Origin of the sequence: Snodgrassella sp. B3088, assembly GCF_026535815.1 — a bacterium.
Taxonomy (GTDB): Bacteria; Pseudomonadota; Gammaproteobacteria; order Burkholderiales; family Neisseriaceae; genus Snodgrassella; species Snodgrassella alvi_E.
In genome coordinates this window covers 266923-282683 of the sequence record NZ_JAFNPG010000007.1, presented here as the reverse complement: position 1 = coordinate 282683, position 15761 = coordinate 266923, and the positions used below count along the sequence as shown (strand labels likewise).

Below are 15761 nucleotides of genomic sequence, written 5' to 3'. Positions count from 1 at the left end.
AGCGAAGAAGGCGAACTATACGCCCCTACATCCACCCTGTCAACTACTTCCTCCGCTTATTTTTATCCAATACACCAAACCTCTGTTCTAATAAGATTTATTTTTTGTCTTTATGACTGCATTGAAGTTTGCTTTAGCTTGCCAAGAATATGGCCATAAGTTGATTTTTGTTTGAGTGACACGATTCCTTTCACATAATACGGGAATCTTTTGGTTAAATGTTTTATATAAGTAGTATTTTATTAAAGATAAAAGCACGCCGACAGCGTGCTTTTATCTTATGGTTTATAAATTATTTATATCCGCCTTTAACTAAGGTTCCACTTTCGTCATGCTGCCAAGTGATCGCCCCAGGACATGCAGCTGAACCTCTGGACAATGTAGAAATAGAACCTTTAATGGTGTTGTTGTTGGCGGTTGGTGGCAAAAATTTAACCTCATAGTAAGGCCAACCTTTTTTATCACACGTCAAATGAAAGGAGGGATTATTCATTTTATAGTTTTCGATCCATGAGATTTGTTTACTGGCCAAATTACCCGCAGATGGACTTACTTCCCACTGTCCTATGATATCTCGGCGTCCTGTAGTTAGATTTGTTACAGTTCCCATCAGCAAATTTCCATTTTTCTGTACTCGGAACGCAAAGGTATCTCCTAACTCTCCTGGTATATACATACGACAAGTGGCACCACTTCTAGCGCCATCAGCCCCACCCTTACAATTTGCATGCCTGGCAATGGTGTCTTTACGAAAACTGCTAAACAACACCATAAACTGACGAGAACCATCTTTTGCGTTTTTAGTAGGCTGAATACCGGTATACCCAATCCCGCCACCACCTGTGAAACCGAACTGATTTGAAAAATAAAACTCATCAACGGGAGCAGCCTGATTAATGGTAATACCAAAGGTTATATTCTCTATTACTTTATTAGTAGGGATATTCCAGTTTAGTGTAGGCGTAGCGGCTAAAGCATAACCAGTAGTAAATGCCATTGCCATTGCCGTAATTCGTCTTTTCATAACTTTCTCCTTAAAATATTTATTAATTATCTGAGTCTGAGCAATCTTATGCCTTTTATGCTTGCGCATATTGTCTCTTAAATATTTTATCAAAAAATATTAATTATTCAAATGCTTAAAATCTTCATTAGATATATGTAGGTGTTGAGATTAGAATCGTAAAATATTAGTCTCATTAAGAAGATTTTTTGCTTGGTAATGGGGCTTAATATCTAGCTAGCTTGGCTCTAATCAGCGTAAATTACTTAGTTTGCACTATCGGAATAGGCATGTGTTATAGTGTTAAGTCATGTTGCAAATAGGAATGGTTTCTATTATCATAATCAAGATATGGAAAACCAACGTAAAGCCAATTTTTTGATTGTTGTTTTTGTTCTCAGCATGCATGTGCTTTTATTCTGGGCAATTGCTATTCATTCTCAAAAAATTGATATTGACACAAAAATACAATCCCTTAGTTTTGTCGATTTAGGTATGAGTGGACATCAGGCTATTCCAGATGTTGCACCTAGTTCACCAACTAAACAACCTGTCGTACAGAAACAAATCATGAAGGTTTCGGCAACTAAGAAAGTGATATCGGATAAATCGATAATTAAACCTGTGGCTTCGATTAAAAGACAAAGTGAATTTAATGTTAATCCTACTAAAGACGATAAGCCTAAACTAATACCCACAACGGCGAAACCCAGTCTTATCAAGCCGACTTCTGAAAATAATTCATCTGCCTCTATTTCTTCTAATAATGAAGGTAAATCTGACTCAACATCTACAAGTAATAAAAATAACGCTGACCAAGCTGGCGGTAGTTTAGTGGTACCCAAAGACTATCAGGGCGGCTATCTAGCTGCCTTACGGCCTGTTTATCCACCTGAATCGATGAATAATGGTGAAGAAGGCGTTGTTGGAATCACTGTATCAGTATCTGCAGATGGTAAACCCCTAGATGTAGCAATCAGCAAAAGTAGTGGATTTAGCCGCTTGGATCGTTCAGCCAAACAGGCTGTACTGAAATATCGATTTAAACCGGCTACTCGTGGCGGTATACCTATTCCGTATAAATATCATTTTAATGTTGCTTTTAGAATGCCTAATTAAGAGTGGCTAGCGGTAATTTAGTTTTTATATCTATTTAGATGATTTAATTAAATCATTATTAACTTTGAAGGTAATTATTCTTATGGACGGTAATATTGCTTCAATTTATGCTCAGAGTGGCTGGATTTTGCTGACTGTTTTAGCCATTCTTGTCCTGATGAGCATTATGACCTGGATTATTGCATTGATGCGTTGCTGGAGCTTATGGTGTGCCAGACGGGATAATCGCACTGCTTTAAATTGTTTTGCTTCAGCAGAAAATCTGACTCAGTTACAACATGAATTGGCTGATAATCAGTCTCCGGTTGCAAGTCTTACCCGGGATGCTCTGCGTGCGAGCAAGCTGTATCATGATCAGGCTAATCATTCTTTAGCTGCGGCAATGCCTTTTAATCGCTATCTTACCAGCCAGATTCGCAATAGTATGGAGCAGATTTTACGGCGCTATGAAAGCGGATTAACCGTTCTGGCTTCTATTAGTTCGAGTGCGCCTTTTATCGGGCTCTTTGGTACGGTATGGGGTATTTATCATGCTTTAATTAATATCGGGCATAGTGGGCAAATGAGTATTGCTGCTGTTGCTGGTCCCATAGGGGAGGCGCTGATTTCTACCGCCATTGGTTTGTTTGCTGCTATTCCGGCTTTGTTGTTTTATAACGGTTTGGTTCGCAGCAAGAAAAATTTAAGTCGTGATCTGGATGGTTTTGCTCATGACCTGCATGCGCAGCTATTAAATAATGGGGAATAAGTGATGGCATTTGGTCATTTTAGCGATGATGAGGTTCATGAGTCAGCAGATATCAATGTAACGCCACTGGTTGATGTGATGCTGGTACTGTTAATTGTATTTATGATTACCATGCCGGTACTGACTCACTCTATACCATTAACCTTGCCTACTACAGCAAATTCGCAGCAAAAGGCTGAGCCCAAAGCGCCATTGCGATTATCGATTGGGGCTGATGGAGAATATAAGCTGGGTGACAAGTCTCTTACATTGACACAACTACAAAATAATTTACATTCAGAAGTGCAAGCTAATCCTGATGTGGTATTGGCAATAGCTGCTGATAAGCATGTTGCTTATGATCATGTTGCTCAGGTCTTGGCTGCAGCACGGGATGCAGGTTTGGTGAAGGTTGGCTTTGTTACAGAAGACAAGTAGAGGTTTAATTTGGATTTGTAATACAGACTAATTTTACTGGAAGATTGATGGACTTTCTTATAAAAGAAAGTCCTTTTTTGTTCAGCTTCATATTTTTAATGAAATTGGTTATCAATTTAAGCCATTTATTTGCTCATGAATATAAAAAATTCCTTAGTGATTTTAAATATTCTGCACAATTTGTTGGGAAAGCTAAATATGTATTTACTATAAACAGGGTTAAATTTTTTTATTAAAATTTTGTGTAATTGCTATGAAATTATAGAAGCAGGTATCCAATCAGAACTTTTATAAGAAAAATAAAATTATTTATTATGCAGGATAATAAAATTGTCGGCTGGACTGGATAAAATTTATATTAAACAATAATAAATCTGAGTTGAAATGTGATAATAACTTTATACAGGCAAAGCTGGATTTAATAAATAAATCCGGTAGATTTTATAATCTACCAGATTTATTTATGCTGTTTTAGCGAATGACGCCACGGGTTGAATGAGTAAAGAATTCTTTAAAGATATGTAATTCCGCTGCTGTATCTGCTTCTATAATAATTCTGGACTTGGCCTCGGTATAACTTAATCCTTCCCGGTAAAGAATTTTGTAGATGCGTTTGATGTTGGCAATTTGGTCTGCTGTGAATTTATGTCGCCTCAAGCCTTCGGTATTGAGTCCTGCTGGCTCAGCACGATATCCGGCTGCCATGACATATGGTGGCACATCTTTATGGACACCAGCTGCGAAAGCTGTCATGGCATAATCGCCGATATGACAAAATTGATGTACAAGTGAAAACCCGCCCAGTATTACATAGTCACCTATCAATACGTGACCAGCTAGTGACGCATTGTTGGCAAAGACTGTGTGACTGCCAACGACGCAATCATGCGCTAGATGGACATAGGCCATTATCCAGTTGTCGTCACCAATGCGGGTTTCTCCAATACCAGTAACAGTACCGGTATTGAATGTAGTGAATTCACGAATAGTGTTATGGTTACCGATAATCAGTCGTGTGGGTTCCCCACGGTATTTTTTATCCTGTGGTATTGCTCCGAGCGAAGCAAACTGAAAAATACGGTTCCCTTCTCCAATAGTGGTATGCCCGTCTATGACAACATGCGGTCCAATATCGGTATCAGCACCAATCTGCACATTGGCACCAATTACGGTATAAGCACCCACAGATACGCTACTATCGAGTTCGGCTTTGGGATCAATAATGGCTGTGGGGTGAATCTGCGTCATGTATATTTCCTACATTCGTGATTTACGACCAGTTTAATCATAAGTGATTAATGATACTATTATAAATTTTATAAGAGTCATGAATATTTGTGGCTGTTGGATAACTTTTATTTATCAACTTTTCGTTTAGCACACATGATATCTGCCTCTGCGGCTATCTGATTATCCACCCAGGCTACTGCCTTGAATTTTCCGATATCCCGTTTGTTAGCCACAAGATTAACTTCAAACCTAAGCTGATCTCCCGGTATGACTTGGCGTTTGAAACGGGCATTATCTATGCCAACAAAAAAATAAATTTCATCATCTTCCCGTCCACCGTGATTCAGGATAGCCAGTGTACCGCAGGCCTGAGCCATGGCTTCGATGATGAGTACACCAGGCATAACTGGGAAATCAGGGAAATGACCTAGAAAAAAGGGTTCGTTAGCGGTAACATTTTTGATTGCACTTAAGGTCATGGCTTCACTGTCGTAAGCTGTGACACGATCAATCAGTAGAAATGGATAGCGGTGAGGCAATAATTTCTGAAGTGTTCGAACGTCTAAAGGTAGAGACCAATCCATTGCGTTAATCCTGTTGGTTTGATGAATTGCCGTTTAGCTCGGCTAACTGGTGTTCCAAAGCTTTTATTTTCTGGTTCATTTCGTGTAAATGCCGAATGTGTGCGGCATTTTTCACCCAGTCATTGTGTTTTTGTAATGGGAAAATAGAGGCGTAGTAACCGCTTTCTTTAATGCTGTGGCTGACAGCAGTGGCTGCGCCTATAGTCGTTTTGGGCGGTATATTTAAATGACCACCTATCATCGCTGCACCACCGATTACGGAAAAATCACCGACTTCTGTGCTGCCAGCTATGCCGGTACAGGCAACAATAGCAACATGAGCACCAATTTTACCGTTATGGCCTATCATTACCTGATTGTCGATTTTGGCATCTTTTTCAACAATGGTGTTTTCGATGGCACCGCGATCAATGGTGGTATTAGCACCGATATCGACATCATCCCCCAAAATCACGCAACCGGTCTGAACGATTTTAAACCATTCATTTTTTTGTTTATCCCAGGCAAAACCAAATCCATCGGCACCGATGACACAACCGGAATGCAGTTCAACACGGTTGCCTAGCTGACAACCATGATAAATGGTAACGTTGGCGTGAATGACGCAATCATTACCTATGATGCAGTCTTCTTCGATGACCGTACCTGCCAGTACGCGTGTGTGTTCACCGATAACACAACGTTCTCCTATAACAACGTTAGCTCCGATTTCACAACTGTCGGCAATTTGTGCTGATGGTGCGATGATGGCGCTCGGATGAATTCCCGACCTAGCTTGTTGGAATGGATGAAACAGACGCGCTACACGAGCAAAATAGAGATAAGGATCATCAGTAATGATCAGTGTACGTCCCACTAGTGCTGCCGCTGATTTTTCGGTAACAATTAAGACGCCTGCACGGCTGGCTACTGCATCTTCCCGCAAACGGGGGTTGCTCAGGAAGCTGATATCATGCTCCTGTGCCTGTTGCAATGAAGTAATGCGGGTGAGAATGACATCATCGCCACGCAGTTCTCCACCCAGTTGTTTAACCAAAGCTGAGGCAGTTAGGTGATTTTCAGCCATTTTTTACCTTACTGTTTCTGCGCATTAAGTGCTTTGATGACGGCATCAGTGATGTCAAATTTGCTATTAACAAATATGGCATCTTGTATGATTAGATCATAACCTTCTTTTCTTGCCATATCGATGATAACTTTGTTGGCATTTTGCTGAAGTGAAGCAAACTCTTCGTTGCGACGCAGATTGTAATCTTCTGCTAGTTCTGCTGCTGCTGTTTTATATTGCTCATCCATTTGCAGCATTTGCTTAATTTTGTTTTCTCGTTCAGCGACAGGAATTTTTCCAGATTCAATCGCTTCTTTTAATTTCAGACCTTCAGTCTGCATGGCTTGCAATTTTTTCTGCCTCGGAGCAAATTCTTTATCCAAGTCTTTCTGAATAGATTGAGCCTGAATTGATTGCTGATAGACTCGACCAGTATCAATAAAGCCAAGTTTCTGTATGCTTTCTGCCCATACCAAATTGTATGAAAACAGAGTAACTACTAGTGTTAAAAAAATTTTTTTAAGCATGTGTTAGTCCTTATCTGACTGCGATTAGAACGTGGTTCCTAACTGAAACTGGAAGCGCTGTAACTGGTCTTCCGGTTTTTTGTGTATCGGATAAGCATAACTGAATTTTAATGGCCCCATGGGTGATAACCATGTTACAGCCAGACCAGCTGAATAACGTACTTCGTTGCCAAAGCTGGATTTATGGGTTTTGGAACCACCATAAGGGTTTTTTTCGTCAAAATAGTTATAAGTTTTGTTGTCCCATACGCTACCGGCATCAGCAAACAAGCTCAGTCGGACTGTATGCTGATCTTTAATACCCGGAAACGGGAATAACAGTTCAGCAGTAGCTGTGGCGATATAATTACCACCATAACTGCTGGAATCACTGCTATAGGAACCATCACTGTAACGATTGAAATATTTCGGACCTAATGTGCCGGACTCATAACCGCGCACAGAACCCAAACCACCGCCATTGAAGGCATACATAAATGGCAGATCTTTGGTTTTACCATAGCCATCGGCATAACCAAGCTGTCCGTACAGCATGACGGTAAAGTTTTTGCTAACTGGGAAATACCAGCGCTGGTCATGGCTTAGGCTGTAATATTGTAAATCACCACCTGGTAAACCGCTGTCAATATTAGCATTCATTATGTAGCCGCGCGTAGGCCATAATGCACTGTCTGTGGTATTACGTCCCCAGCCTACGGTACCTTTAAATATCCAGTTATCTTTTCCGTATTTCTGAACAAATTCAGCATAACGTTGAGGGGCATAGTCACCATACAGGTTAACAGCGAGATGTTCTGCACCCAAGCTGAAGTTTACGCGGTCATATTCAGTAATGGGTACACCCATGGTCATAGCTGCACCAATTGTGGTGGTTTTATAATCCATGGAATTACTGTCAGATTTGCTAGGGTTGTAACCACGATAATAGACGTTGTAACCCAGACTGACGCCGTCGGGGGTGAAGTACGGATCGGTAAAGGATAAGGCAGCAACCTGATTTACCTTGGAACGTGATAATTGCAGACTGGCTGATTTACCGGTGCCAAAAAGATTGTCCTGAGAAATACCGGCCGACAGGAGCAGGCCGTCATCTTGAGCCCAGCCCGCGCCAACATTGATGGAGCCGGTAGAGCGCTCTTTCACGCTCATATCCAGGTCAACTTGGTCGGGTGTACCGGCCACTGGTTTGACATCTACTTGCGCATTATCAAAATAGCCCAGTTGCTGTATACGTTCTTTGGAACGATTGATTTTGGATACGTCATAGGGTGCGCGTTCCATCTGTCTTAACTCACGCCGTAAGACTTCATCACGGGTTTTGTTGTTACCGGTAATGTTGATTTGATTGACGTATACTTTACGGTCTGGCACGACGTTGAGTACGAAATCTACAACGTGTGTTTGTTCATTCGGGATGGGTCGAACATCTACCTGACAGAAAGCATAGCCAGAACTACCCATTTTTTCCTGAATGGCTTTGATGATATCAATCATTTTGGAACGGTTATACCATTTGCCTTGTTTGATTTTAACCAGCTTCTGCAATGAATCTATGGGTACTTCGCGTGTGTCTCCGCTTATGGTTACCTTGCCCCAACGATAGCGAGAACCTTCGTTTACGCTGATATTAATCATTTGTGCCGTTTTGTCTTCACTGCTATTAACTTTGACATCGGCAATGCGGAAATTCAGATAGCCATGATCTTGATAGAAGTTATTGATTTTATCCAGATCCTGCTGTAGCTGACTGTCAGAGTAGCGGTCATCACGGGTCAACCAGCTGGTCCAGCTTTTCTGGCTTAAAGACATCTGATTGCGCAAGGTATGGGCGGAAAACTGTTGGTTGCCGCTGAAGTTAATAGACTTAATGGTGGTAGTCGGACCTTCATCAATTTTTAGTTCGAGTGCTACACGGTTACGTTCAAGCCGAGTCACTTTGGGAGTGATTTTGACCGCATTTTTACCTCGTTGATGATATGCATCCTGCAGGCCGTGCAGGGCTTGCTCTAGTGTGGCTGGATTAAACACACGTGACTGACCCAGACCAAAATTACTAAGATTTTTCTTGATATCGTTATTGTTGATTGATTTACCGCCGGTAACATCAAAGCTACTGATAATCGGGCGTTCAACAACTGTCAGGAGAACCTGATTCCCCATTGTTTCCACTCGAACATCATCAAAAAAACCGGTAGCGTATAATTTTTTAATGATTTCTGCACCTTCGGCATCATTGAATGTATCACCGATTTTAACTGGCAGGTAACTGAAAACGGTTGTCGGTGCGGTACGCTGTAAACCTTCTACCCGAATGTCTTTTATGGTAAACGGTTCGACTGCCAAAGCCAGTGAAGACAGGCCTAAGGCCATTAAACTGACAGTTATCTGTTTTAATTTCATCATTCATCCAAACAAGCGGGTAATATCATTGAAGAAAGCCACCAGCATCAACATTAACATGGCAGCAATACCAAAACGCAGCCCCATTTCCTGAATGCGTAAACTGAGGGGCTTGCCGCGAATCCATTCGATCGCATAATACAATAAATGCCCGCCGTCTAACACGGGAACGGGTAATAAATTCAGCACACCCAGACTGACACTGACCAAAGCCAGAAATTCAGTATAGCTCTGCCAGCCCATGGCTGCAGTTTTTCCAGCCACATCAGCTATGGTCAGGGGACCGGATAAATAATGTAAGGATGCCTGACCAATGAGTAATTTGGCAAACATGGAAAGAGTGAGTGTAATGTAATCCCATGTGCGCTGCATAGCCAGCTGCACTGATTGAAAAAAACTGGGCTGATAATGTTGGCGTATCTGGCGATCCCATGCTTTATCACGCATGGCTCCAACACCAACCTGGCCGATGATGGTGCCGTTTTCGAGTACAGACTCAGGGCGCAGACTGGTATGTTGAATTTGTCCATTGCGTTGATAACTAATATCTAGTCGCGCTCCGGCACTGGCGCGGATATTATCCACCCATTCCTGCCAGTTACTAATTTTGCGGCCATTTATGGTTAACAATATGTCCCCAGCTTGCAGACCTGCTTTGGCAGCTACGCTGTCAGGTACGACCATGCCTATCTGGTTGATTACTTTAAACGGCACGATACCAAGATATCCTGTTTTAGCTACATTAGCCGCTGCTTCGGTACCAGCAATGTTGAGTAGACGCTTTCCAGGTTGTCCTGCGGCGCTGATGACATCTACCAAAACTTTGCCAGCATCCAGATTAAGCATGATTTTGGCTTGAGCATCTGACCAATCGGTAACTGGCTGTCCATTCACACTTAAGATACGGTCACCAGACCGAAAACCGGCATCTGCTGCTACACTTGCTGGCTCTACCATCCCAACCCATGGCCGCATCTGAGTAATACCGCCGATGCTGAAACTGGCCGCATACAAAATTATCGCTAGAATCAAGTTAGTTAATGGACCGGCAATGACGATAGCGATTCGTTTCAGAGGATGCTGCCGGTCAAAGGCAAAAGGTAAATCAGCCTCACTGACCTCCCCTTCCCGTGTGTCTACCATTTTGACATAACCGCCTAGCGGAATGGGAGCCAGACACCATTCAATATTGGCACATTTGATAGAATAGAAGGGTTTACCAAAACCGATGCTAAATCGCAGCACTTTGACACCGCACCAGCGCGCTACCAGCAGATGGCCTAATTCATGCAAACTGACCAGAAGTAAAATGGCTACGATAAAAGCAACTATGGTTAGTAACATGGTTTATCCTGTATTCAGCTGGCAGCCCTACCGGCCACCCATGTTTTAGCAGCACTACGCACCTGCTCATCCAGAAACAGAAATTCTTCGATGGATGCTGCTGTAGAGCCGCTGAATTGCTGCAGGCAGCTTTCAACGACCTGTGCCAATTCAGTAAACCGAATCTGCTTATCCAGAAAAGCAGCCACGGCAATTTCATTAGCTGCATTCAGGACACAAGAGCTGGCGTCATTGCTGCTGTTCAGTACATCATATGCCAATTTCAGGCAGGGAAAGCGTACAAAATCCGGTGCAAAAAAGTTTAAGCCACTTAAACGCGTAAAATCCAGTTGTTTGACACCTGAAACAATTCTATCTGGCAACCCCAGACAATGCGCAATCGGTATGCGCATGTCCGGCTTACCCATTTGTGCCAGTACAGAACCATCAATATAGCGTACCATACTGTGTATCACACTTTGTGGATGGATAACTACTTCCAGCTGTTTAGCTGTTACATTGAATAGCCAGCGAGCTTCTATCAATTCAAGCCCTTTATTCATCATGCTGGCAGAATCCACTGAAATTTTACGTCCCATTTTCCAGTTAGGATGGTTTATAGCAGCTTCTGGGGTAATTGTGGCAAATTCATCTAACGGTGTATGCAGAAAGGGGCCACCTGAAGCCGTTAAAATCAGCGATTCCACGCCAGCCATTTGAGGATTACCCTGATAATCAGCAGGCAAAGACTGAAAGATGGCATTATGTTCGCTATCAACCGGTAATAGACGCGCACCGTACTGCTGTACAGTTTGCATGAATAAGGCACCAGCCACTACTAAAGTCTCTTTATTGGCCAGATATATGATTTTACCGGCTTTTGCTGCAGCAAGAGTCGGTTTAAGTCCGGCCGCGCCAACAATAGCAGCCATTACAGCATCTGTTTCACTGGCCTGTGCCACTTCACACAGCGCCTGCTCACCATACAATACTTCGGTTTTCAGTGCCGCTGTCTGTAATTGTGCCTGCAATACGCAGGCCTGCTGGGCGGTGGCTACCACTGCGTACATCGGTTGGAAACGAAAACACAATTCGGCCAAACGATCAATTTGCTGGTGCGCTGTCAAAGCAAAGACAACAAAGCGTTCGGGATGGCGGCCTATAACATCTAGCGTGTTCAGGCCTATGCTGCCGGTAGCACCCAGAATGGTAATTGATATCGGTTTACAACCATTCATCAGTAAATCACTTTATATTAAAACAAACCACTAAAGCGGCATAAACGCTGAGTACGGCTATCAGGGAATCTACCCGATCGAATACACCGCCATGTCCAGGCAGAAGCTTGCTACTGTCTTTTACGCCACCTGCACGTTTGAGCCAGCTTTCAAGCAAATCGCCACAGATACTGACAGCGGTCAAAATAGCCGCCAGAATCATGGTTTGCCACGCCGGCAAGTTAACAGGTAACCATCCACGCTGCTGCAATATAACTGTATATATTGCAACACAGAATACGGCACCTATTGCCCCTTCCCAACTTTTATTCGGGCTGATGGTCGGTGCTAGTTTACGTTTACCGAACGTCCGGCCAACAAAAAAGGCGGCAATATCAGCAATCCATACCAAAGCCATGATCGACAGTAGTGCAGTGGCTGATCTGGCATCTGGACGCAGAGAAATTAAAGCTTGCCAGAAAGGCAACATTAATATCCAACCTGTCAATACACCAAGCAAGTTTGCTTTAACTTTCCATTTAAATTTTAACCAGAAGGGTACGAGTATCAGCCAAAACAGCAATACAACTATCTGTAACCATACAGGTGTGTAAGTCTGTTGATGATAAAGATACAGGCAGAAACCACCTGCTGCACTCAGCAGTAAATAAAGTAGGTTTTGTACATGGGTGAAATGGACAATACGGGCATATTCCCATAAAGCCAGCAATGCAATGAGGCCACTGAAAGCAGCCCATAAGCTGTTATTGGCCCCAAACAACATACCTATCATTAAGGGCAACAGGATTAGTGCAGTGAGAATACGTTGTTTGAGCATATGTCAGGGACGCTGTTGAGTAAGAGGCAGCTGCTCCGAAGTCCTACCAAAGCGCCGCTCCCGCACCTGATAGGAGCGGATGGCAGTAGCCAGATGGTCTTCGTCAAAATCTGGCCACAGCACCGGTGTAAAATATAATTCGGTGTAGGCTAGTTGCCATAAAAGAAAATTACTGATACGTGTTTCACCACCGGTGCGGATGAACAGGTCTGGTTCTGGTGTATCGCCAAGTGAAAGATAGGGCAAAATGCTGCTTTCAGTTAGCTCGGTAGCTCCTGCCTGAATGGCCTGATTGGCTGCATGCAGAATATCCCAGCGACCACCGTAATCTGCAGCAATGGTCAGAGTAAGGCCGGTATTGGCTGCAGTTAATGCTTCAGCATCTTCAATACCTTGTACAATTTCTGCAGCAAACCGGCTACGATCACCGATAACTCGCAGGCGCAGGTTGTTTTTATGCAATTTCTGTACACGTTTCTGTAAGGATTGCAGAAACAGATTCATCAGGAAGTTAACTTCATCTACCGGCCGCCGCCAGTTTTCGGTTGAAAAAGCAAAAACAGTCAGATACTCGACACCCATACGGGCACAGTTTGCTGTCATGTCTTCCAGCATTTCCAGACCTTTTTTATGCCCCATGATACGGGGCATCAACCGTTTTTTGGCCCAGCGCCCGTTTCCATCCATGATAACGGCAATGTGACGAGGTATGTCTGTGTGTTCTGGCACGGTTTGGGTACTACTGGTAGTCAAGATACATCCTTTACGGGGATTTACAAACTTAGATGGCCATCAGGTCGGCTTCTTTGGTTGCCAGCATTTTATCAATTTCAGCTATGTATTTATCAGTCAGCTTCTGAATGCCTTCTTCACCGCGGCGGGCTTCATCTTCGCTGATTTCTTTGTCTTTGAGTAGACGTTTGAGGTCATTATTGGCATCACGACGAACATTACGTACCACAACGCGACCATCTTCTACTTCGCCACGTACTACTTTTATTAGATCCTTTCGGCGCTCTTCAGTAAGCATTGGCATCGGCACGCGTATCAAATCACCCATGGCAGCTGGATTCAGTCCGAGATTGGAATTGCGGATGGCTTTTTCGATAACGGTGGCCATTTTACTTTCAAAGGGTTTAACACCGATAGTACGGGCATCCAGCAGAGTTATGCTGGCTACCTGACTTACAGAAACCATGCTGCCGTAGTATTCTACTTCTACCTGATCCAGCAGACCGGTATGTGCACGGCCGGTACGAACTTTTGCCAGATTATCGCGCAATACATCCAAGGATTTCTGCATTTTTGTTTCAGCGGTGTGTTGAATTTCGTTAATCATGAACATTCCTGTCTGAACTGATTGCATTTATTTCAATTTGTTGAAATTTCGGCAACCAGAAAATGGCAAACGCGCATACTAACGCAGTTATACGCGTCAACTCAAGTTAAGTTAATCTTTCTGGCGATTTTTAAACATGCACCAGTGTACCTTCATCTTCACCCATGATGACTTTTTTTAATGCACCCGGTTTGAAGATACCGAACACCACAATATTCAATTTCTGCTCACGACATAAGGCAAAGGCTGTGGCATCCATTACTTTTAAATTCTGGCTGATTGCTTCATCAAAGGTGATTTGCTGATAACGTCTAGCCTCTGGATTGGTTTTGGGGTCGGCCGTATATACACCGTCTACATTGGTTGCTTTTAACATAATATCACAATTCATTTCCACACCACGTAGGCTGGCTGCAGTATCGGTGGTAAAAAATGGATTGCCGGTGCCGGCAGCAAAAATGACTACTTTACCTTCTTCTAAATATTGGATGGCTTTGGGACGCGCATAAGTCTCGGCAACCTGCTGCATACTCAGGGCAGACTGGACACGCGCCTTTATCTGCTGGGTTTCGAAGGCTTCTTTTAAGGCAAGGGCGTTCATTACTGTGGCCATCATGCCCATGTAATCGGCGGTGGCGCGCTCCATGCCTTTGGCAGACTGAGCCATACCACGAAAGATATTACCACCACCTATGACGATAGCCACTTCTACCCCCATTTCGACCACTTCTTTAACCTGTGCGGTGATTTGCATGATGGTATCGCGGTTGATACCGAAAGCATCTGGCCCCATCAGGGATTCACCGGATAGCTTTAATAATACACGCTTGTATTTTGCTGGTTTGGTCATGATCATTCTTTCTATCTGATTGCCATTAGATTTTTAACAGCTATTACTATAATTTTCAAAATATATTGGGAACTTTTATTTCAGCTATCTCAATGCGGTGAAAGAGATAACTCAAAAAAAAGCACCCTGATTCAGAAATCTGAATCCAGAGTGCCCTTGGCATTTACTGCCTTATACTTTAGAAGCAGCGGCTACTTCAGCAGCGTAATCTACTTCTTTTTTCTCAATACCTTCACCTACGTGGAAAGCTACAAAACGGCTGATTTCGGCATTCTGTTCTTTAAGAAATTTTTCCACGGTTTGGTCAGGGTTGATGACAAACTGCTGACCTAGAAGAGTTACTTCTGCCAGAAACTTCTGTACACGGCCTTCCACCATTTTTTCAATGATGTTTGCCGGCTTGCCGGAAGCAGCAGCTTGCTCTTCATAAATGTGGCGTTCTTTAGCCACAATTTCCGGATTTACTTCAGCAGCAGAGACACACTGTGGTTTGGAAGCTGCAATGTGCATAGCCACCTGACGAATAGCCTGAGTATCGCCACCTTTGTGCTCAACCAATACGCCGATTTTGGTACCGTGCATATAGGTAACCAGACTATTGTCGGTTTCAATGCGTTCAAAGCGGCGCACGGTGATGTTTTCACCCAGTTTGGCAATCACAGCTTTGCGGGCTTCTTCAATGGTTACACCGTCGTCGGTTTTAGCTTCAGCCAAGGCTTCCAGACTAGCTGGATTATGTACGGCAACGGCTTTGGCCACAGCCTGAGCAAACGCCATGAAGCTGGTATCTTTGGCAACAAAGTCAGTTTCACAGTTGATTTCGGCTACGGCACCTACTTTACCATCTACATATTCGGCAATCACGCCTTCTGCAGCTGTACGTCCAGCCAATTTACCAGCTTTGGCACCGGATTTAATGCGCAAAATTTCTTCGGCTTTTTCCATGTTACCTTCGGCTTCCACCAGTGCTTTTTTGCATTCCATCATGCCCAGACCAGTAGCAGCACGCAAATCACCAACCATTTTTGCAGTAATTGCAGCCATGTTTTACTCCTTAAACTTGATTATACTCAGCCCGATGGATATCAGACTGAAAAAATACTTTAAAAAAAGGGGCA

General features: G+C 43.3%; 16 protein-coding genes. 3 read left to right on the top strand and 13 right to left on the bottom strand.

Annotated features, from left to right (window positions below):
* Positions 1-292: 292 nt before the first annotated feature.
* Positions 293-1093: a DUF3472 domain-containing protein gene (locus J3U75_RS06005; RefSeq protein ID WP_267391026.1), complete on the bottom strand. Its 801-nt coding sequence runs from the start codon at positions 1091-1093 to the stop codon at positions 293-295.
* A 261-nt stretch (positions 1094-1354) separates the two neighbouring features.
* Between J3U75_RS06005 and J3U75_RS06000 the strand changes: the two genes are divergently transcribed.
* From J3U75_RS06000 to J3U75_RS05990, 3 genes are all read left to right on the top strand, one after another.
* On the top strand, positions 1355-2122 hold the full coding sequence (locus J3U75_RS06000) for an energy transducer TonB (RefSeq protein ID WP_267391024.1): 768 nt from the start codon (positions 1355-1357) through the stop codon (positions 2120-2122).
* A gap of 82 nt (positions 2123-2204) precedes the next feature.
* Positions 2205-2870: a MotA/TolQ/ExbB proton channel family protein gene (locus tag J3U75_RS05995; protein WP_100140989.1), complete on the top strand. Its 666-nt coding sequence runs from the start codon at positions 2205-2207 to the stop codon at positions 2868-2870.
* Between the two features lie 3 nt (positions 2871-2873).
* Positions 2874-3287, top strand: coding sequence for an ExbD/TolR family protein (locus tag J3U75_RS05990; protein WP_100156581.1), 414 nt, complete (start codon positions 2874-2876; stop codon positions 3285-3287).
* Between the two features lie 471 nt (positions 3288-3758).
* Here J3U75_RS05990 and lpxA read toward each other — a convergent pair whose 3' ends face one another.
* The 12 genes from lpxA to tsf all read right to left on the bottom strand — a co-directional run bounded on the left by lpxA (position 3759) and on the right by tsf (position 15687).
* Positions 3759-4535: an acyl-ACP--UDP-N-acetylglucosamine O-acyltransferase gene (gene lpxA / locus J3U75_RS05985; protein ID WP_267391022.1), complete on the bottom strand. Its 777-nt coding sequence runs from the start codon at positions 4533-4535 to the stop codon at positions 3759-3761.
* Between the two features lie 107 nt (positions 4536-4642).
* On the bottom strand, positions 4643-5101 hold the full coding sequence (fabZ, locus tag J3U75_RS05980) for a 3-hydroxyacyl-ACP dehydratase FabZ (RefSeq protein WP_267391021.1): 459 nt from the start codon (positions 5099-5101) through the stop codon (positions 4643-4645).
* Between the two features lie 4 nt (positions 5102-5105).
* Positions 5106-6167: a UDP-3-O-(3-hydroxymyristoyl)glucosamine N-acyltransferase gene (gene lpxD, locus J3U75_RS05975; RefSeq protein WP_267391020.1), complete on the bottom strand. Its 1062-nt coding sequence runs from the start codon at positions 6165-6167 to the stop codon at positions 5106-5108.
* Between the two features lie 8 nt (positions 6168-6175).
* Positions 6176-6676 (bottom strand): OmpH family outer membrane protein, encoded by a 501-nt coding sequence (locus J3U75_RS05970; protein ID WP_267391019.1) that lies wholly within the window; start codon positions 6674-6676, stop codon positions 6176-6178.
* A gap of 24 nt (positions 6677-6700) precedes the next feature.
* Positions 6701-9076, bottom strand: a complete 2376-nt coding sequence (gene bamA / locus J3U75_RS05965) for an outer membrane protein assembly factor BamA (RefSeq protein WP_267391018.1) — start codon at positions 9074-9076, stop codon at positions 6701-6703.
* Between the two features lie 3 nt (positions 9077-9079).
* On the bottom strand, positions 9080-10420 hold the full coding sequence (rseP, locus tag J3U75_RS05960) for an RIP metalloprotease RseP (RefSeq protein ID WP_267391017.1): 1341 nt from the start codon (positions 10418-10420) through the stop codon (positions 9080-9082).
* A gap of 14 nt (positions 10421-10434) precedes the next feature.
* Positions 10435-11637, bottom strand: coding sequence for a 1-deoxy-D-xylulose-5-phosphate reductoisomerase (gene ispC / locus J3U75_RS05955; RefSeq protein WP_267391016.1), 1203 nt, complete (start codon positions 11635-11637; stop codon positions 10435-10437).
* A gap of 7 nt (positions 11638-11644) precedes the next feature.
* Positions 11645-12454, bottom strand: coding sequence for a phosphatidate cytidylyltransferase (locus tag J3U75_RS05950; protein WP_267391014.1), 810 nt, complete (start codon positions 12452-12454; stop codon positions 11645-11647).
* A 3-nt stretch (positions 12455-12457) separates the two neighbouring features.
* Positions 12458-13207 carry an isoprenyl transferase gene (locus J3U75_RS05945; RefSeq protein ID WP_267391013.1) on the bottom strand — a complete coding sequence of 250 codons (750 nt, stop codon included), beginning with the start codon at positions 13205-13207 and terminating at the stop codon, positions 12458-12460.
* A gap of 28 nt (positions 13208-13235) precedes the next feature.
* A complete protein-coding gene (gene frr, locus J3U75_RS05940; protein WP_267391012.1) occupies positions 13236-13793 on the bottom strand; it encodes a ribosome recycling factor in 558 nt (185 codons plus the stop codon).
* 130 nt (positions 13794-13923) lie between these two features.
* Positions 13924-14643 carry a UMP kinase gene (pyrH, locus tag J3U75_RS05935; RefSeq protein ID WP_100141002.1) on the bottom strand — a complete coding sequence of 240 codons (720 nt, stop codon included), beginning with the start codon at positions 14641-14643 and terminating at the stop codon, positions 13924-13926.
* A 171-nt stretch (positions 14644-14814) separates the two neighbouring features.
* The gene (tsf, locus tag J3U75_RS05930; RefSeq protein ID WP_100141003.1) at positions 14815-15687 is read right to left on the bottom strand and encodes a translation elongation factor Ts; all 873 of its coding nucleotides are present in this window, start codon (positions 15685-15687) and stop codon (positions 14815-14817) included.
* Positions 15688-15761 lie beyond the last annotated feature (74 nt).